The following is a 17,829-nucleotide window of genomic DNA, read 5'->3' as shown; positions in this document are numbered from 1 at the left end:
TTACGCATCTTCATTCTCCTTTTGGGGGACGGGTGGCATTACGCTGAAGTCGAGCGAGCAGGTGCTTTCGCCGCACCATACTGAAATGATCCGGGCCAACCGGCCGTGCGGCTTTTCGGTCCAACCCTGCTCGCGATGGCAGCGGCCGGTGATGCCGCAGATGACGCCCTGCAAGATCGTCATCAAGCGGTCCGGATCGGCGACGTTGTGCTCGCGCCATGGGATGGCGACCAGATCTACGTCGCGATTGAGGGAGCCGTGCACCGTGATGGCGTACCCGACGTCCTTGGCCGCGATGCGCATCGGTTCGAGGATCATATCGAGCAACGCGCGGTTGTAGGCGCCCTGCACGATGTCATCTGCGGCGGTGCGCTCGCGCATCAGTGCTGCTCTTCGACAGGCACGGCCGCCCCGGCCGGCTGCTGGATCTCCACCGGCACCGGCCGATCTTCCCCGGCGCTCTTGCCGAAGTAGAATCCGACCACGAGGCCCGCGAGCGTGTTCACGCCGCCGACGAGCTGGATGATGGCGTCGCGGTTCACATCGGGCACGACAATGAACGTCAGGACAACAATCGACCCGCCGAACAGGGCGAGGATCAGCAGCGCCACGAGGAACCGCTGCAGGTCGCGCGACAGCCAGGTCATTTCACGCCAGTCCACCACGAGGCAACGTCGAAGCACGGGCAGTCTTTCAGCCATTCGTGCTTTTCGACGACGCCGTCGCCGTCTTTGTCCGGGCTCGCATCGCGGTGCCCCATGAACCGAGGCTGCTTATATGCGGCGTCGAGCGCACGGCAGAGCCGCGCCATGGATGCCTTCTGCGCCTCGGTTCGCGTGTCTTTGGGTTTGCCCTGGGCATCGAGGCCGCCGACATAGACCACGCCGATCGATCCGGTGTTGAAACCGGCAACGTGACTGCCGACGACATGCTCGGCCCGGCCGGTCTCGATCGTGCCGTCGATCCGGATCACGAAATGATAGCCGATATCTTTCCAGCCCTGCGCGAGGTGCCATTTCTTGATGGTCGCGGCGTCTATGTCCTGCCCCTCGCGCGTCGCTGAGCAATGCAGGAACACCCGCTTGATGTTGACCCCGGTGCCTTTCACGAGCGAGCCGGATTCGGCCGGGAGCGGCGACAGGCCGAGCAGGGCGAGCAGCTTGTCGGCCGTGGCGTTGCCATAAATCCCATCTTGTGCGGCGCCGACCTTGGCCTGGATCATCTTCGTCTTTTCGAGGAGGTTCATCGTTTCGTTTCCTTCCGGCTCAATCTGATCAGGCTGCGCAGCAGCCGGGGCGGGACGCGCTCGCCGAGCAGCTGCGCGGTGGGCAGGGCGATCGACATTTCCAGCGGCCCGACGATCTCGGTGCAGGCCAGCGTCAGTTGTGACGCGGCGCGTTGCACGGCTAGGATCGCTTCGAGGTTGGGGGCGGTCATGTCAGCCGCCGGTCGATATGTTGAATTGTGACGGTCAACGCGGTCAGCGCCTTGGCGAGCTCGATGTCGCTCGCGGCGCGGGCCCGCTCCAGCTCGCCGCGCTTTTCCGCGCCGACCTTCTCGCGCCAGACCAGATATCCGATCATGAGGCCGAGCGGCCCGAAACTCTGGCCCAAGGCAACAAACTGATCGAGCGTCATCAGCGAGCTCCCCGATTATCGAACCACGCGAAGAGCGCGATCGCGCCCATGAGGAGAAAGGCCAGGGCGGCAAGAATGCCGCCCACGACCTCTTGCGCCGCTTCGTCCACCGCTAGTCGGCGACAGGAACGCAATCACCCGCCTGCGTCTCATATTTGCAGTCGGGGTTGGTGCCGGGATGGTCAGGATTGACCGGAACCGGCTGCGCGGGCTTGTCGGTGCAGGCCGTGAGCGCACACGCGCTGACGGCGAGCGCAAGGGCTAGACGCTTCATCATCACTTCTCTCCTTCGGGTTAAACGGGGTTCAGATCGGCCAGGCGACGGCCGCGATGTCTTCGGCGGTCTCGGCAGCATCGATCGCGGTCTTCAGCGCCGTGGCCTCGTCGTGCACCGCAGAAACGTGCGCCAGCACGGCCAGCCCCATGCCGATCGTCGACGGCGCATCGAGCGCGACCGTGCTGTTGTCGGCGAGGGTCCAATTGATCTCGAACGGAGCGGCTGCGGCCTGCGCGATCATCGCGGCGGTTGCGGCGCCGGTGACATTGGCGCGGCTCGCCGGGTCGCTGTCGACGCGGCCAATTGCAGTGTCGCAGCCAGCATCCTTACGCGCCTCGCGCTCGGTGTTGATCCGCTGACGTGCGCGGGCTCGCAGCAAGTCGAGCGGGGGCTGCAACTGGCCATCGCTATAGTTGAGCGGAAAACCTTGCTCGGCCAGCTCGAGCGCAATCCCGTCAAGCTCGACCAGCTCACAACCAGCAAGGTCGTAGTGCTCAGCATCGGCGCTATTGATGCAATTTAGGATGACTTCGCCATCAGAAGTCCGGACGATCGCGACCTTCGTCACAGCTGGTTCACCGTGAGCGTGCCGAAAATATAATCGAGCGCGGTCCCGCTGCCGCTGCTCTTCACGATTGCGCAGCCGACCTCGTAGTTGGTGTTTGCGGACAAGCCCGTCTGGCTCTGGCTGATGTTGAGCTGGCCCTCGACCTTGTTCAACTCGCCGTCGGGAATGGTCCATGTGGCGCCGGACGATCCCCCGGTCACGACGCCCCCGGAAAAGGTGCTCCACGATCCTCCGCTGCCCGCCAGCCGATAGAACAGTTGCCCCTTCATGGTGACAGTACGGCCAGCGGAATAAGCCGCCTCCGTGACCTGATAGCGCGACGCCAGAACGCCTTGCAGCGAACCCGACGCGTCCGTCCCCATCGTCACCACGTTGCTGGTGGGCGCCGTCGGCATCGTCGTCGTGCCGATATTCCCGCCGATGTTGCTCGTCGTGATCGATGTACCCGATTGGGGCGGCGCAGTGTCTTTGACGATTTCGACGGCTATGCGCTTGGTGATGGGCGTGCCGCTATAAGTGCCGGTGACGTCGACGTAACCGTTGCCCGCCACCGCGGTGATCGTCACCAGCCCGCTTGAGCCGATGGAGGATGTCGTATTGTTATCGGTCTTGCCCCAAGTCGTGGTGGCCGAGACGTCGGTCCCGCCATCGGTGAAGGTGGCCTTGCAGGTGACCGGAAGCTGACCCGCTTTGATCGTGCCGTCATAGTCGGCGAGGATTTGCAGGACGGGTTTGGCGATGTCGAGCGAGCGGCCGTTGACGCCGTCCGCTCCAGGATTTCCGTCGGTCCCGGCCGGGCCGACCGCGGTGAATGCTAGGATCTTGCCGAACTGCACACCGCTGGTCAGGAAACTGGTGTCGAGGAACAGCACCAGGTCGGCCGGCACCGCGACCGCGCTAGTGTAAAAGATGGTGCCGTTCTTCGAATAAGTGACCGATTTGCCGTTATAGGTGACCGCGAACCGATCGTTGAGCGCGACGAACCCGAACAGGCTGTGCGACAGCCCGCCGCTTTCATAAACCTGCAGCGTGGTCCCAGCGATGTAGATCGCGAAATCCATGCTGAGATAGCTGGCATCGGTCGTCGGGTCGGTGTTGAGGCCGACCATGAAGCTATGCGGGCCGCTGTCCACGACGAAGCTGACCGTCGCGCCGCCCTTGTAGCTCTCGGTCGAATGGATGCTGGCGTTCCACGACGAACCGCCCGCGACCTTGATCAGTTTGTTGGCCGCGACGATCGCGTTGCTGTTGAGTGCGGTGAGACCGAAATTCGGGGGGCCGACATAGGGCGACCAGACATAATCAGCGGGGTTGGTGCTTTCCGTTGCGGTCGTTTTGCCCGTGGCGACGCCTTGATAGACCCGAGTGCCGGGGCTGCCGGTCGTGAAGTTGAAGGTGCCGTCCGGCGCGTCGGCATAGGCGTACCAGGTGTAATAGGTGACACCGGGAGCGCCGGGAGCGCCGGGAGCGCCAGCCGTGCCTGGCGCGCCTGGCGCTCCGTCGTTGCCTGCGGTGCCCGCGGCGGTGAATGACAGGATGCGGCCAAAGGGAACGCTGGGCTTGTTAATAAAGGACGAATCGAGAAAGAGCGCCAGATCCGGCGCAGGCGAATTGTTGGTGAAGAAGGGAGCGCCATTTTTCGAATAGACGACTGTCTTATTGTTGTAGGTTAAGGTGAAGACATCGCCGACCGCCGCGGCGGGATAGACTCCGCCGACATTCGCGCCATTCTCGAAAACGAGAACACTTGACCCGCCTTGCACATAAATTGCAAAATCCAACGACGTGTAGTTCGCATCGGTCGTCGGATCGGTGTTGAGCCCGACCATGAAAACATCGATATAATCAACGACAAAGCTGACCGAGGCGCCGCCGGTATAGCTCTCGGTAGAATGGATCGATGCATCCCATAGACCAGGTGTCCCGCCCGTCTTCTGGATCTTTGCTCCCGCCAGCTGCGTGTTTATCGCTGCAAGCCCAAAATTTGGCGGCCCCGCATACTGCGACCAGGCATAATCGGCGGGGTTGGTGCTTTCGGTCGCCGTCGTCTTACCTGTCGCGATGCCCTGATAGACGCGATTGCCCGGATTGCCGGTGGTGAAGTTGAATGTGCCGTCTGGCGCGTCGGCATAGGCGTACCAGGTGTACAGCGTGACCCCGTCGATTCCGTCCGTGCCGTCCGTGCCGGGCGCACCATCGGCGCCGTTGGCGATCGTCAGCACCGGCTCCGACCATGCCCCGAAATCGGCGCTGCCGCCCATGCCCGGCTTGAATGCGATCGCGGTGGCGGAATAGGCCGGATCTGACCCGGCCGGAATCGTCGCGCTCCACCCGGCCGGCGGCGTCGTGACCTGCGTGGTAAAGTCGAAGCTGCCCCCGGTCGGTGTTGCTGGCGCCGCCGCGCTCCGCTTCCAGATCGTCTTTTCGATGATCGAGGAGCCTTCGAACGGGTCGGCTAGCGGCGTCGCCTGCGAAAGGCCCTCGACGGTCAGCAATAGCGTGCTGACATTCTCGCCGACCTCGATGCTGAAATCCTTGAAGAAACCGTAGAGCGTCAGGCTGTCGGTGCCGTCGTCGGCGATCCAGAGCGACGGCACGGCGCGCACCGATGCGATGCGGTTCGCGACGTCGTCAAGCGCCTCGGTGCGGATCAGCGCGCGGGTGCTCATGCGCTTCGCCCAGGCGCGCGGCACGACGGTCACCTCGCCGAATTCGTCGACATCCTTGCGGCTGAAATCATCGATGCTGGCCGTGGGCGATTCCCCGGTGACGCCCAGAGTGACCAGCGTGCCGACCAGCAAGGTGCCGACCGATACCGGACCGGATCCGCTCACCGTGACCGTGATGTTGCCGCCCGTCCCGGGCAGGTCCAGGAAGGTGATTGGCCCGGGTCCGACCGCGACCATTTCGTCATAGCCCGTGGCTTGCACCCGTACCGTGGAGCCGATCACGTCGAGCAGCGCGACCGAATCGACCGCGCCCGGATTGATGGTCACCGCCATCCCGTCATTGCGCGTGGTTACCGTGCCGAGCGCCTGGTCGAACATGGCCCAGCGGTTGGTCGGGCCGACATCGATCCAGCGCCCAGACGTGCCGGCGGGATCATCGGCGATGTTGCCCTCGACCGCGCTTTCATAGATCCGGTGCGTCGCGGCTTTGATCACGCGTCCGCCAAGAGGGTAGGACGTGGCGCCCGACCATTCCGGATAGTCGGTTTCAGGGACGTTGTGCGCCACCAGCATCGCGGTGGTGACCGCCACGGGCTGCACCAGCAGCAGCGTCGACGCGCCCCCGTTCGGCGCCGGATCGGTACCGCTGTCCGTCCCGGCCTCGGTCTCGGCCAGCCCTTCGACGGTCAGGGTGCAATAGCTGATCGGCGGCACCGCAAGATCGATGCTGAAATCCTTGTAAAACCCCTCGAAGTTCAGCCAGGTAAAGTCTTCATCCGCGACCCATTGCGCCGGAACGGCGCGCAGGTCGGCAAGGGCGCGCTGCAGCGCATCGACATCCTCGAAGGGCAGGGCGAGCCGCACAGACATGCGCCGCGCGAAACTGCGAGGCACCACCGTCGTCACGCCGAAATCATCGGTAACGCGGCGGCTGTAATCGATGATGCCGATCGACGGCGCGGCCTCGAGCGTCCCCAGTTCGATCTCGATGTCGCCCGGCGCAATTACCTTCATGCCGCGGCGCTCACCGTAGCGATCGCGTCGCCGCCGGACTGGCTGGTGACGTCATCCATCTTTTTCGCCACGCGCCCCGTGTTGGCCGCGATCGTCGCCAGCGCGGCGGTCAGGTCGCGGCGCATCTGCTCCGTTTCCGCGCGCAGATCCTCGAACCGGGCCGCGGCCTCGGCGTTATTGTCATTCACGGCGAGGGTTTCGGGCTGGCTGTTGGCGCCGGCATTCAGCAGCGCGGCGTTGGTCGCGGCAGGGCTGCCGCTGATCGCGCCGATCAGACCGTTCGTGGCTTCAAGGCTGGCCGCTATCTGCGCCCGGATCCGGTCGAGCTCCTGTCGGCTGGTCGCAGCGGCCGACGCGGCATCGAGCAGGGCTTTCGACAGGCCGGGCAGGCTCTTCGCCGCGTCCATATCACCGCCGCGCGCCGCGTCAGTCGCGGCGTTGAACTGACCCTGCAGCTGGGCGAAGCTGTTGCCGCCCCCCGCATCGGAGAGACCGCGGATCCGGCGAACTTCATCCATAATCGAATCGCCCACCGACGCCCACGCCTTGCGCAGCTCGTCGGCGGCCTTGGCCGCGGCCTGCGCGTCCTGAATGGCCCAGATCTCTTGCTGCAGGGCGCGGTTACTCGCGTCGAGCTTGGCGAGCTGCAGCGCGCGCAGCGCCGCGGTGTCGCCGCGCAGCTCGAGCAGCTGGCGTTCGAGATCCTGTCGCTCGGTCGCGATATCGGCCGCGCTCTTCGCGCCCGACATCGCGGCCTGCAATTCGGCGAAGGCCGGGGCGAGCTGGAGCAGGGTGGCATAGGCCGCTTGGCCCGCCGCAGTGTTGAGGTTCTGCGCCTCGACCAGCTGGCGGAACCCGGCCAGCGTCGTGGGCATCGTCAGGTTAAGGCTCTGAAACACCGAAGCCATCTGGGCGGTGCGCGCCGCGGCCTGCTCCTCGCGGGTGTAAAACGCCGAGAAATAGCTATCGACCGCGTTCGACAGGTCCGAAATGCTATCGAACTGATCCGCCAGCGCGACCTTGGCGTCGAGGCTCATGCCCGTCGCGGCCTGGCCGAGCAGCGTGAACGCCGCGGTCACCGATTCGGCCACCGACGCCACGCGCACGATGGTTTCGAACAGGCCTTCGCCGGCGCGCTGGAAGCGCTCCATGCCGGGGAAGGCGGCGCGCGCCATGTTGTCGGCCGCCGCGCCGAAGACCGCGGTCAGCTTCTCCTCGATCTCGGCGCCGGTCAGGCCCTTCAGATCGATCTTGCCCAGGTTGACGACGAAACCGTTCAGACGCTGCTGGATATCGGTCGTCGCCGCGCCGAGTGGCCCGGCGGCCGCAACGATCGCGTTGTTGAACTCGCGCAGGATCAGGGCGAACTGGTTTTCGAGCGTTGGATCGGCGGCGGAGAAGGTGGTCGACGTCTTGTTGCTGGTCGTGAAGCCAAGGAACTTCTTCTTTTTCTGGACCGTGGAAAATAGCTCGGCTTGGAAGCCGCTGGTGAGAATGTCGCCCAGCGTCTGCGCCCCTGCCGACAGGCCGCTGCCGAGCAGCGTCGTCTTCGTCCCGAACAGGCCGCCCAGGATACCACCGATTAGCGGGATCTTGCTCAGTACCGAACCGATGCCGGATGTCTTGAAGCCTTCGGCGATGCCGCCGCCGTCGGTGATCCCGCCTGCGTCGCGCACGATCAGGCTGGCAAAGCCGCCGATCTGGCTTTCGATGCTGCGCAGCGACGCCGCCATCTGGCGGGAATAGTTCAGCATCAGCGTGTCGACCTCTTTCAGAGCGTCGATGCTGTTCTTGATGCTCTCGCTCTGCGCGGAGCTGTCGCCCAGCACGGTGCCGGTCCCGGCGTTGGTCTGCGGCGCGGTACCGCTACCGCCGCCCGACCCGCCCAGGAGCGCGATGCCGGCGGCGACAAGCGCGGCACCCGTCGCGGCCATCGCAGCGATGTTGTAGGGGAAGGGCAGCTTTGCCTGGGCGGCGATGCCCTCGGCCCCGGCAGCGGTGGCGCGCGCCGCGCTGTTCGATACCGACGATACCGTCTCGGCGATATCCTGCACGATCGCCTTCACCGACATGGCGAACTCGAAGGCGCGGAACACCTTCTCGGCCGTCATCAGGGCTTTGTAGCCCGCGCTCTTTTCCTTGAAGAAGCCCTTCGCCGCCGACGCCATATCGCCGTACAGCCCGACCTGCGCCGTTGACGTCGCGAGCTGGAATTTGGCGATTTCGCGCTGGCGGCCCGCGTCGCTTGTCTGCGCCGCCATATTGGCGCGGTGGATCTCGGCTGCGCGCTCTTCCTGCGCCCGGAAATTGGCATAGATGGCGGTGACGTCGCCCAGCGCCGCCCCGACGTCGCCGAACGCGTCAGACAGCCCAGAGGCGGCGTTCTGGACGTTCTGCGCGATCAAGTCCCATTTGTCGGCCGTGAAGCTGAGAGCGTCGTTCAGATCGCGCTGCGCCGCGGCGCTCGCCTCGGTCGCGGCGGCGATTTCGATCTGCTGCGCAATATAGGCTTCGCGGCGCGACGGGTCGCTGAACTTGGCCTCGGCTTCCTGCGTCGCCTTCAGCAGCGCCAGCGCCTCGACGCGCTCCGCATTGGTCGCGCCGATCAGGCGCAGTTCCTCGCGCAGCTCGGCAAGGCGGTTCGCGCCCGCGCCGGTGTCGCGGTTGAATTGAGCGGCTTCCTCGGCCTGCCGCATGCGCTCGCGCTCCGCCTGCTGGTCGGCAAGAGCGTCCATGGCCTTGCGAGCCTCCTCGGCCAGCCCACGCTGCTGCGCGGCCTGTGCGGCGGCGAGGAGGGGTAGGTCGGCGATCTGATCCTTGACCAGTTCGGCGGCGCGCTCGGCCGTCACGTTCCCCGCTGCGACCAGCGCGTTCGCCTCTTCCTGGATCGCGGCCTGCTCGCGCATCGCGGCGGTCGACTTGGCAGCGCTCGACACGCGCTCGGCGATCGCCAGGCGCACCTGCCGGTTGACCATTTCCTCGATGTCGCCGCGTTTCTTGATCGCGTCCGATTCCGCCTTCACGCGCGCCTCGGCGATCAGCGCCGCAGCGCCCGACACCTTGTAGGCATCGGCCAGCGCGTAGAGGTTGCGAATCTGTGCCTCGACGGCCTCGGCTTCGCGCGCGAGACGCGCTGCGCGATCGTTCCCGGCATTCGAGCCGCTTTCGGGATCGAGATAGCCCTTTTCCTCGGCCTGCGCGCGGATGCGATCGCGGGCGTTCTGAGCGGCCTGGTCACTGATCGCACCCCCGATGCGACCGAGATAGTCGACCCCCATCGCCTTGTTCATCTGGGCGCGCGCAGTTTTGCCGAATTTGGCGTAGGCGCCGGCGTACTGATTATTGACCTGCGAGATTTGCGGCGCGTCGAGCTGCGGGATCTGCAGCGCCTCGGGCAGGATGCGGTTCGCCTGCGACGCGACATAGTTCATGCCCTCGATTGCCTTGGCGATCAGCTGGTTGATGGCGGTGATCGCCGAATTCACCGCGCTAAAGAACACGTCGCCGATCGCGGCGGGGAATGCCTCCCACTGTTTCGTGATGACGTTATACGCCCCGACGAAGCCGCCGATCATGAAGTTGACCGCGCCCTTCACCCCGGTGAAGATCCAGCTCGTCCATTCTTTCATCACCGACCAGACGCTCGAAACCGACGGCCCGATCGAATCCCAGATCGCGCGGCCCGCGACCTGAAACACGGCCTTCGCCGTATCGCCCCAGGTGACCGTCACATTTTCGAGGTTTCGGATTTCCTTGGCGGTCAGGCCCAGCGAGCGAGCATATTCTTCCATATCAGCGCTGCTGTTCGCCGCGTTCTGGAGGAGCTTCACCGCGCCGGCAAAGGTGCCGATGACAGCAGCGATGCCAAGGATGATCGGATTCGTGGCCGCAGCGACCAATATGTCGCGCGACATCGCGAGGAACGCCGCGCCGACGGCGCGGATCCCGACTCCGGCCTGCGCCATGATGCCTTGGATCTGCGCGCCCTGCTGCATCAACGCCATGAAGGTCATTTTCAGCGGCGCCGAACTCCCGGCGGCGGCGACCATCTGGACGCCAAGATCCTGAAACTGGAACGCAAGGTTCTGCATGTGATGCCCGGCGAGGCGGCCTGTCGCTCCCGCGGTGCCCATGCTGCGGTTCACGACGGCGTGCTGCTGCTCGACGTCGCGCAGACGCCCGACCAGCACTTCCTGCTGCCGCGCATATTCCGCCGGTGCCGTGGCGCCGACCTGATAAAGCCGCGTGCTCTCGGCGATTTCTGCGTTCAAGCGGCTGGTCGCGGCATAGAGCGGGTCGGTCGACATGCGCAGCCGCTCGGCGGCGGCAGCGTCGGCCTCCATCGCGGCCTGCGACCCGCGCACGCGGGCAGCTAGCTCTGCATGCTCGCGCGCCGCGCGCGCCGTGGCGCTGGCCTCGGCGTTCATCGCGGCAGCGGTTTGCTGCGCAGCGGCCTGCAAAGCGGCTTCCTGCGCGCGCAGGCGGCCCGACAGTTCGGTAAGGCCCTGTTGCTCCGCAGCCAGCGCTGCGGCGTCGACCTTCATCGCGCGGATCTCGGCCCGCGTCTTGCCCATGGTCGATGCATCGCGCTCGAGCTGGCGCGACAGCGCCTCGCCAGCTCGCTCGACCCGGTTGAGCTCGCGCGCCGCGAGCTGCGCCTCACGCGTCGCTGCGCTGCCGAAGCTGCGCATCGACGCCGTGGCGCCGCCCAGATCCAGCATGCCCGACGTCGCGCGCTCGATCGCTGCGGCATCGCGGACGATTTGAGCCTCGGTCGAATCCATGATCTTCTGAAGCTCGAGCAGCGCGTCGTAGGAGCTGCCGGTGTCGATCGCGAAACCGACCTCAAGGGTAGGCGTGCCGTCGTTCATCGAAACGCCCCTCTATCCCAGAACCATCCGGAGCCGCGCATTCGCGGCGTCGATCTCGCGCTGCGACGCCTTGGCATGCCAGGGTGCAGGGCAATTCTCGCTCTCGGCCTTGGCCGACTCGCTCATGTAGGCAACGGAGAGCTTACGGATCACTCCGGCCTCCCACGGCGACAGCTCGATGGCTGTGCTGCGCTGCCAGGCGTCGATTTCGCGCCATGACAGCGGCGCCGGGCCCATTCCGGTCGCTTCGGTGATCCCCATGTCGATCAGCCATTCGACGACATGAGGCAGCGGGTTGGACGGCATCGCAGGTTCGATGCCGTCCTTTTTCATTCGATCCCGCCGCGAGATCTGCGGCACCTCGACCTTCGCCTCGGCCCGCTTCGATCCCTTCGCCGGCTTCGGCACGGCATAGAGCCACGCCATCTGCCGGATGTAGAGGGTCAGCTCACCGACGACCCGGGCCGAAAGTTTCCCCAGTCGGCCAGATGCTTCGTGACCTGGTTGGTGATGTAGCCCAGCTCGGGATCGGCGTAGAACGCCTCAAACAGCTCGGCGCCGACCTTGTCCCCATAGGTCAGGTTTTCGAACGCGATCGTCACCAGTGCCAGATCCTCGGCGACCTCGAGCCGCGCTTCGTCGGCCGTCGGGGCGGTGATCTTGCCCTCGTTTTCGTTCATGCGCTTGAGCGCGCGCGCCGTCTGCCGCGACTTCACCGTGCCAAAGGCCCGGCTGCCGGGGCTGTGCACGATGATGCGGACCGGCTTGTCGCCGTCGAACAGGGGTTCGCCCGAGGCGTTCTTGACGTGGATGGCGCCGGTTGCGGCAGCCTTCAATGCAGTTGCGTCCATGATATTTGACCTTTCGCGGTAAGGATGCACCGACCCGCCCGCGCGACCGCGACGGCGGGCGGGCCGATGCCAGGGAACCGGCTCACGCCGGGAGGTGGTTAGGGTGCAGCGACCTTGACGACGGCGGTGTCGATTTCGATCGTCGGCGTCGCCATCAGGATGGTGTCGGCGCCGTCGACGCTCTCCGGATAACCGAAGACGCGGCCCTCAAAATAACGCTTCGCGCCATCGGCGAGGGTGACCTCGAACGAATAGAGCGTCGAGGTGGCGTCGGCGCCGGCGGTGCGGAGCAGGGTCTGACCCGCGTCTTCATCGTCATGCGCCATGGTCGGCTGCAGCGAGCCATAGTCGACCGAACCCTTATGCTTCTGTTTCGGACCCTTCAGCGGGGTGAATTCCACCTTGTTGAAGGTCGCACCGAAAGCGCCGATCTTCTCGATCTGACCGATCTCGGTATAGGTCAGTGCTTCATAGCCAGCCTCATTCTGGGTTGCAGGATGGGCAGCCGAAATGGCGAGCGTCGAGCCCGCCGCGGTAGTCGAAGTCATGTCATTTTCTCCATGAGGCGAGCCGGACGGTGCCGGCGGTTATTCGGCCCGGACGGGCGGAATGGGGTTAAGCGGCGGGCTTGCTCGCATCGGCTGCGTCAGCCTTGCCCTTCGCAGCGGGGCGATCGCCGATCAGGCCGGCGGCCAGATAGTTCTGATACGCGCCGGGATCGAACGAATGTTCCTTGCCGCCCTCGAAGATCTCGCCGGTGCCGGCATCCTTGAAGCGCGTCGGCACAAAGCCTTTCTTCTTTTCGTCACTCACTGCTTTTCTCCTGATTATGCGTCGTAACTGACGCGGAAATCTTGCGTCGCCTCGAAGCTGTTGCCCGGGCCGCGCAGATCGGGCCCGGTGCCCGCGTCGAGGATCGACACCCGCAGGCCTCCGCCGATGTCGCCGGTCTTCCCGGTGCAAAAGGCCTCGACCATCGTGATGATGTCGTCCTGGTCGCGGTAATTCCCCGCCCGCACCGTCACCGATATCCGCTCAACCCGGCGGGCCGTGGCGCCTGGCTTCAACGGCGCGTTCGTGCGCCTCTTGCTGATGCGCCTGATCAGTAGGGCGGGAAGGTCCGCATCGTCGGGCAGGGCGCCGGGTTTGATGTTCGGAACCGGCACCTTCGCGACCAGGTCTGGATAATCTCGGAGCAGCGCGCCGATGATCTTTGCGCCCGTGATCATTCGGCATCTCCTCCCGGGCCGCCAATGATGCCGGCACGGGTCACGCGGGTGTTGATGTACGCCTGCGCCGCGGCGATCGCCTCGGCTTCCTTGACGTCGAGCGCGGGCCGCAGGAACGGATGCGGTCGCGCGCCGGGGTGCCATACAGTCGATCCGACGAAGGTGCCGCCGATTACCAGCGACCGATTGCCACCTTGCTCGGCGACCTGGCGGTTGATGCGCGAAACACTGCGCCCGCCGCGCTGGCTTTCGTCAACGCTGATGAAGTGCGGCGCCGTGCCATACTCTGCCCAGGGCGCCAGATACGCTCCGCGGCCCACGACCTGCACCTTCGCGATCATCCGACCGTCTTCGCGCTTCGTGGCGACCTTGATCGCGCCGCGGATCTCGCTCGAGTTCGTTCGGTCTTTCGCTTCTTCGGCAACGACGGTCGCAGCGGCGCGCGCCGCGCCTCGCAGAACCTTGGTTTCCATCTCGGCCGGGATGCCGGCGATGAACTGTCTCACCGCCTGCTTGCCGCGGACCGTGGGCATCAGGCCGTATTTCCGGCCGTGCTGTAATTCTCGACCATGAACTCCAGCGCCTCGCGCCCCAGCTTGGCCGGCCGGGTAACGATCTGCAGGATCCGGCCGTCCATATCGTTGCCGTTTCCGTCGGACAGGATCTCGACCACGCGCATGCTCGACGTGATGTCGGTGCGGTACCTGACGCGCACGCGGGCTGGCCCGGCGGTGACGTTGATGCCGTTCGCGATGCGCTCGCCCCGGCTGGGCAGCATATCCTCGATCTCGGCTGCGACCCCGTCCTGCACCAGCTCCCACGCGCCGGAACCGGCGCCGTCGAGGCTGTCGTCTGCTACGGGCCGCTCTATGCGGATCCGGTCTCTAAGGCGGCTCGCCAGCGAGCGGGTGTCCTTCATAGCGTGCGCCGGCGGTGGTTGCCGCGGTTGCACAGCGCCATGGCGGCCTTTTCAGAGGCTGCGAACATCTCGCCGCCCTCGCGATCCTCATAGAAGGCGGTCAGCATGGTCAGCATGGCGCGCTTCAGGATCATCGGCACGTCGGCCGGATTGGCAAAGCCCGCGGTAAGGGTGACCTCGATGTCGCCGAACACGGTATGAGGCGATGGCCAGCGGGCAGCGGCAGCGGGATAGATTCGCGCAGGACGGCTCGCCGCGCTCATCTGCGCGTCGGCAATAGCCTGCGTGACGCCCGCGGTGTCGCGATAGACCAGCGTCAGCGGCTGGCCCGCAGCGATCGGCCAGGCGCGCAGCTTGGTATGGTCGGCGAAGGCGCTGATCCGCTCGGTGACGACGCGGCGCGTCAGCAGCAGCCCGGTATAGCCCTCCACCCACTCGCGTGACGACACGATCGCGTCTTCGATCAGCGCGTTGTCGGCGCTGGAATCGACGCGCAGGTGCTTCTTCGCTTCGGCGAGCGTGATCGGTTCGACCGATGGTCCGGGGTCGACTTCGGGCGCGGCAAGGATCGTCGCGAGGTAGAGTGCGATCATCGCTAACTCCCATCGGAAGGCCGGAGCAGCGTCCGGGTGGAACAATCAGCTGGGAAGCGAGGGGCACCGGCGCCAAGCGCCGGACACCTATCGAAGTATGGGCGCGGCCGCGGCGGCAATCTGCCGTGCCAGCACTTCCTGACCTTCGGCAGTCAGATGGCATTTGTCGCGCTGGCGCAGGGGCAGCGGCAACAGGTCAAGGTCCGGCCCTATCGTGACATTGGGATTTTCGGCAGCTAGTTGATCTCGGGCTTCATCGAGCGGCTTCCACTTTGTCTGCTTTCCATAGCAGACGCTCTCGCGCATGATCAGCCAGCGGTGCTTCGGCGCGGTCGCAAATAGCTTGGTCAGCTCTGCATGGTACGTCGTGGTATCGGTCGATTTTGCAGCATCTGTTTCGCCCTGCATCCAAATGATCAGGGGGTCAGGAAAGCCCGATCGGTCCAAATCGGTGATAGCTTGCCGAATTTTCGCGCGCTGAGTGTCTGCGGTCCACTGGGATATAGCCGAGCCAGAAATTGCGAGGTTCGAAATAACGACTGGTTTGCGCAAAAACTCGGCGAACTTGGGCCATATCGATCCCCCTTCGCCAGCGGTGCCTGGCATGGGATCGCGGAGATAATAGCACGCGCCGCCGTCAAAAGAATATGATCGAGACCATGAAATATGACGTTTCGGCCCGGTGTTTGACGCGTGAGACTGGCCGATCACCAGAATTGCATCGGTGCCTTCGGGGCATTTCGCTTCGATTTGAGGAAGCGCAGTGACCGTATGTTCCCATCCCCGCACCGAGATCAGCGCGAACACCAGCAGCGCGGCCGTGAGAATGATTGTTCGCTTCATCCCGTTCGAATATCAACGCCGGTGCGATGCATCAACATCTGGCGGCTAGAGCACCGCCAGCACCGCGACCAACCCCCACGCCATCAAGGCAGCGCGCCACTGCATCAAACGGCCGTCACAGACGACAGGATTTGCAGCGAGCCGATGTAACTGTCATCGGCGTAAAGACCGTGCACCCACGAAGATGCGTTCGGCAAATCGCCCGACAGATTGCGGATTTTCACGGTGCCGGTGAAGCCAGCAGCGGATGACAGATGCACCTTGTTGCCGACAATCTGCGCGCCCGTGAGCGTGATCGATGTTGCAAAATTGTCGTTCGACGCTTCCCACGATGTCAGCGCGTTGCCATCGGCTGCTGACGTATAATCGCCGCCGTTGCGAGCGACCAGCGACGACGCGCCATTGAGATCATAATCGACCTCGATCAGGCTGGCGCTGACCTTGGTCGCGCCGGTTACGAACGGCCCTTTACCGATCAGCGCCGTGCCGTTGAAGTAGCCGAGGATCGACTTTTCGATCCGGCGGACCATTTCGCCATAGCCGTTGGTGATCGATTTCTCGTAGTGGACCTCGTCCCCCGACGCCCGCTTGCACCCGAGGGTGTTGAACGCCAGATGCACATTGGCCTGTGATTGAAGGTTCTCTTGACTGGCATAAAGCGCGCGTTGCGATGCGGCCCAACCGGGCTCTGCACTGCCAGAAGATCGATAACCGGTGATCCCGTAGAATACTGGAATTACCGTGCCGGGGGGCTGCCCGTGCATGTAGGGCGCCTGATATTCGGCAAGATTGACGATCCATCGATCATCCCACAGGTCGCCCCCGGAAACGTGCTCGTTTTCACCCTGAAAGAGAATGAGGAGATCGTAGGCACCACCGGCATAGGCGTGATGATTCTGGATATAGGTCCAGTCTTCGCTCGTCGGGCCAAGCGCCGCGGCGCCGCGCGCTGCAATCGCCAGTACCTCAAACGAAACCGGAATGTCCCAATATGCCGACAACGCATCGCCAAGCCGGGCGATGCAGCGAGCGACTGTGCTTTCGCTCGTGCTGTTCCAGTACCCCGTGGTTTCGTTGAAGAAAGTCGAAGTCGGCGGCATGGCGGGCGGATCAGCTTTTTCGTATACGATTGAGCCTTCGAAGTCCGGCCAGTCGCCGCTCAATGCCGACAGCACCATTCCGCCCGAATTGCTCTGACCGATTAGACCAGCGTTGAGCGACACATAGAAATGCTTGATGCTGCAAACCGACGCACCAAGGTTCGCTTTGCCATCCGCTCCGGCTGGCACCAGCCTGATGCCGTAGGCTTTTCGGCCAGCCAAACCGATCGGAACATCAACAGTGATAGTGCCGACACCTCCGCCAATAGTCTGATCGGCTAAGGCAACGCGCGCCAATGCCTTGACCTCGGCACCTGTTTCGGTGTTGACCAAGCCCCAGAACATGCGCGTGGGTGCAGCACCGAGGTAGCTGAACGCAAAGGTAATGCGAGCGCTGCCGGTGTTGATCGCGGCCCCGGCGGAAGCGCGCTTCTTGGGGTAGAAGCCCTTGATAGCCGTTTCATCGACGATGATCGTGGTCGAAACAGGACCGACTTCGATAGATGAAACCGGATTGAAATTGGCGTCATAATTCGGGACACCAAAATTCGTCCCGCCTGGGTCCGTAAAGACGACACCAAGCGGGTCACCGATAGGAAATCCCAGACCTCGCCGCTGAAAAGCCCTTTTGTTGCCGCCGTCCGTCACAACAATCGTCGTGAACCGACTGTCGTTAGCATCGCGAAATAGCTTGGGTGTGCCGTTAAATTGCCCGCCCAGCTTTCGCGATGTTGCACCGGCTGCAACGCTGATAACATTGGTTGATGAACCGCTGACCACCCGCTTCAGCGTGATCGAAGCTCCGTTATTATTCAGCAGCGCCAGTCGATTGAGATAGTTTACCCCAAGAAGGCAGACCTCCGCGCGCGTGTTCGACGCAACCGGCAGGTCGGCGGTGATGTATTGGTCACCAGATTGAGTTCCCGGCGAAAGCAGGAAGGAATTGGCTTCGCTGTCGCCCCAGTAATTTGCCGTGCGCGATCTGATCGCTCCGTCGTGAACAATGGCGTTGAACCTGCCCGGGTTTACTGTGCCGGTTCCCAATGCAGACCAGCCCAAATGGCCGGGGTTTCCGGTGCCGAGCCCATAATTGGCGCTTGGGTCGCCGGGGCCGAACAGGCGGGTCCCGTTGGCAATGGCGTTGAAGTTTTCCGAATATGTCGGGGCGATAAATTCTATGGGCGGCTCGGAGGTGCCGCCAGTGGCAACCCGCCGCCCGCCACGAGTGATCAAAGACTGTCCAGGCAGCGCGAACATC

The 17,829-nt window shown here is 64.2% G+C and carries 19 protein-coding genes; all 19 read right to left on the bottom strand.

Annotated features, from left to right (window positions below; all coding sequences use genetic code 11):
• Window positions 1-381, bottom strand: a complete 381-nt coding sequence (locus VGN68_RS04550; RefSeq protein WP_327474299.1) for a hypothetical protein — start codon at window positions 379-381, stop codon at window positions 1-3.
• On the bottom strand, window positions 381-647 hold the full coding sequence (locus tag VGN68_RS04545; RefSeq protein ID WP_327474297.1) for a hypothetical protein: 267 nt from the start codon (window positions 645-647) through the stop codon (window positions 381-383). Before VGN68_RS04545 ends, VGN68_RS04550 begins: the two co-directional genes overlap by 1 nt.
• Window positions 644-1,246, bottom strand: coding sequence for an N-acetylmuramoyl-L-alanine amidase (locus VGN68_RS04540; protein WP_327474295.1), 603 nt, complete (start codon window positions 1,244-1,246; stop codon window positions 644-646). Before VGN68_RS04540 ends, VGN68_RS04545 begins: the two co-directional genes overlap by 4 nt.
• Window positions 1,243-1,437 carry a hypothetical protein gene (locus VGN68_RS04535; protein WP_327474293.1) on the bottom strand — a complete coding sequence of 65 codons (195 nt, stop codon included), beginning with the start codon at window positions 1,435-1,437 and terminating at the stop codon, window positions 1,243-1,245. The genes VGN68_RS04540 and VGN68_RS04535 overlap by 4 nt, the downstream gene beginning before the upstream one ends.
• Window positions 1,434-1,637: a hypothetical protein gene (locus tag VGN68_RS04530; protein WP_327474291.1), complete on the bottom strand. Its 204-nt coding sequence runs from the start codon at window positions 1,635-1,637 to the stop codon at window positions 1,434-1,436. Before VGN68_RS04530 ends, VGN68_RS04535 begins: the two co-directional genes overlap by 4 nt.
• Window positions 1,638-1,749: 112 nt before the next feature.
• Entirely contained in the window at window positions 1,750-1,914 is a 165-nt protein-coding gene (locus tag VGN68_RS04525) for a hypothetical protein (RefSeq protein ID WP_327474289.1), read from the bottom strand.
• A 28-nt stretch (window positions 1,915-1,942) separates the two neighbouring features.
• Window positions 1,943-2,482, bottom strand: coding sequence for a DUF4376 domain-containing protein (locus VGN68_RS04520; protein ID WP_327474287.1), 540 nt, complete (start codon window positions 2,480-2,482; stop codon window positions 1,943-1,945).
• Window positions 2,479-6,165 carry a hypothetical protein gene (locus VGN68_RS04515; protein ID WP_327474285.1) on the bottom strand — a complete coding sequence of 1,229 codons (3,687 nt, stop codon included), beginning with the start codon at window positions 6,163-6,165 and terminating at the stop codon, window positions 2,479-2,481. Before VGN68_RS04515 ends, VGN68_RS04520 begins: the two co-directional genes overlap by 4 nt.
• Entirely contained in the window at window positions 6,162-11,036 is a 4,875-nt protein-coding gene (locus tag VGN68_RS04510) for a hypothetical protein (RefSeq protein ID WP_327474283.1), read from the bottom strand. The genes VGN68_RS04515 and VGN68_RS04510 overlap by 4 nt, the downstream gene beginning before the upstream one ends.
• Window positions 11,037-11,048: 12 nt before the next feature.
• Window positions 11,049-11,462 carry a phage tail assembly chaperone gene (locus tag VGN68_RS04505; protein ID WP_327474280.1) on the bottom strand — a complete coding sequence of 138 codons (414 nt, stop codon included), beginning with the start codon at window positions 11,460-11,462 and terminating at the stop codon, window positions 11,049-11,051.
• Between the two features lie 17 nt (window positions 11,463-11,479).
• Window positions 11,480-11,887 (bottom strand): hypothetical protein, encoded by a 408-nt coding sequence (locus VGN68_RS04500; RefSeq protein ID WP_327474278.1) that lies wholly within the window; start codon window positions 11,885-11,887, stop codon window positions 11,480-11,482.
• Window positions 11,888-11,985: 98 nt separating this feature from the next.
• Window positions 11,986-12,435, bottom strand: a complete 450-nt coding sequence (locus tag VGN68_RS04495) for a hypothetical protein (RefSeq protein WP_327474276.1) — start codon at window positions 12,433-12,435, stop codon at window positions 11,986-11,988.
• A 67-nt stretch (window positions 12,436-12,502) separates the two neighbouring features.
• Window positions 12,503-12,700 carry a hypothetical protein gene (locus VGN68_RS04490; protein ID WP_327474274.1) on the bottom strand — a complete coding sequence of 66 codons (198 nt, stop codon included), beginning with the start codon at window positions 12,698-12,700 and terminating at the stop codon, window positions 12,503-12,505.
• Between the two features lie 14 nt (window positions 12,701-12,714).
• Window positions 12,715-13,116 carry a hypothetical protein gene (locus tag VGN68_RS04485; RefSeq protein ID WP_327474272.1) on the bottom strand — a complete coding sequence of 134 codons (402 nt, stop codon included), beginning with the start codon at window positions 13,114-13,116 and terminating at the stop codon, window positions 12,715-12,717.
• Window positions 13,113-13,649 (bottom strand): HK97 gp10 family phage protein, encoded by a 537-nt coding sequence (locus tag VGN68_RS04480; RefSeq protein WP_327474270.1) that lies wholly within the window; start codon window positions 13,647-13,649, stop codon window positions 13,113-13,115. The genes VGN68_RS04485 and VGN68_RS04480 overlap by 4 nt, the downstream gene beginning before the upstream one ends.
• Window positions 13,649-14,035, bottom strand: a complete 387-nt coding sequence (locus tag VGN68_RS04475) for a head-tail adaptor protein (protein ID WP_327474268.1) — start codon at window positions 14,033-14,035, stop codon at window positions 13,649-13,651. Before VGN68_RS04475 ends, VGN68_RS04480 begins: the two co-directional genes overlap by 1 nt.
• Window positions 14,032-14,628: a head-tail connector protein gene (locus VGN68_RS04470; RefSeq protein ID WP_327474266.1), complete on the bottom strand. Its 597-nt coding sequence runs from the start codon at window positions 14,626-14,628 to the stop codon at window positions 14,032-14,034. Before VGN68_RS04470 ends, VGN68_RS04475 begins: the two co-directional genes overlap by 4 nt.
• A gap of 87 nt (window positions 14,629-14,715) precedes the next feature.
• Entirely contained in the window at window positions 14,716-15,471 is a 756-nt protein-coding gene (locus VGN68_RS04465) for a sialate O-acetylesterase (RefSeq protein WP_327474264.1), read from the bottom strand.
• Between the two features lie 104 nt (window positions 15,472-15,575).
• Complete coding sequence (locus tag VGN68_RS04460; RefSeq protein ID WP_327474262.1) at window positions 15,576-17,828, bottom strand: hypothetical protein; 2,253 nt, start codon at window positions 17,826-17,828, stop codon at window positions 15,576-15,578.
• Between the last annotated feature and the right edge of the window lies 1 nt (window position 17,829).

The sequence above is a fragment of the Sphingopyxis sp. genome (assembly GCF_035998965.1).
In the GTDB taxonomy this organism is placed as follows: Bacteria; Pseudomonadota; Alphaproteobacteria; order Sphingomonadales; family Sphingomonadaceae; genus Sphingopyxis.
Note: the sequence above shows the minus strand (reverse complement) of the source record. Positions and strands in the feature narration are given on the sequence as shown.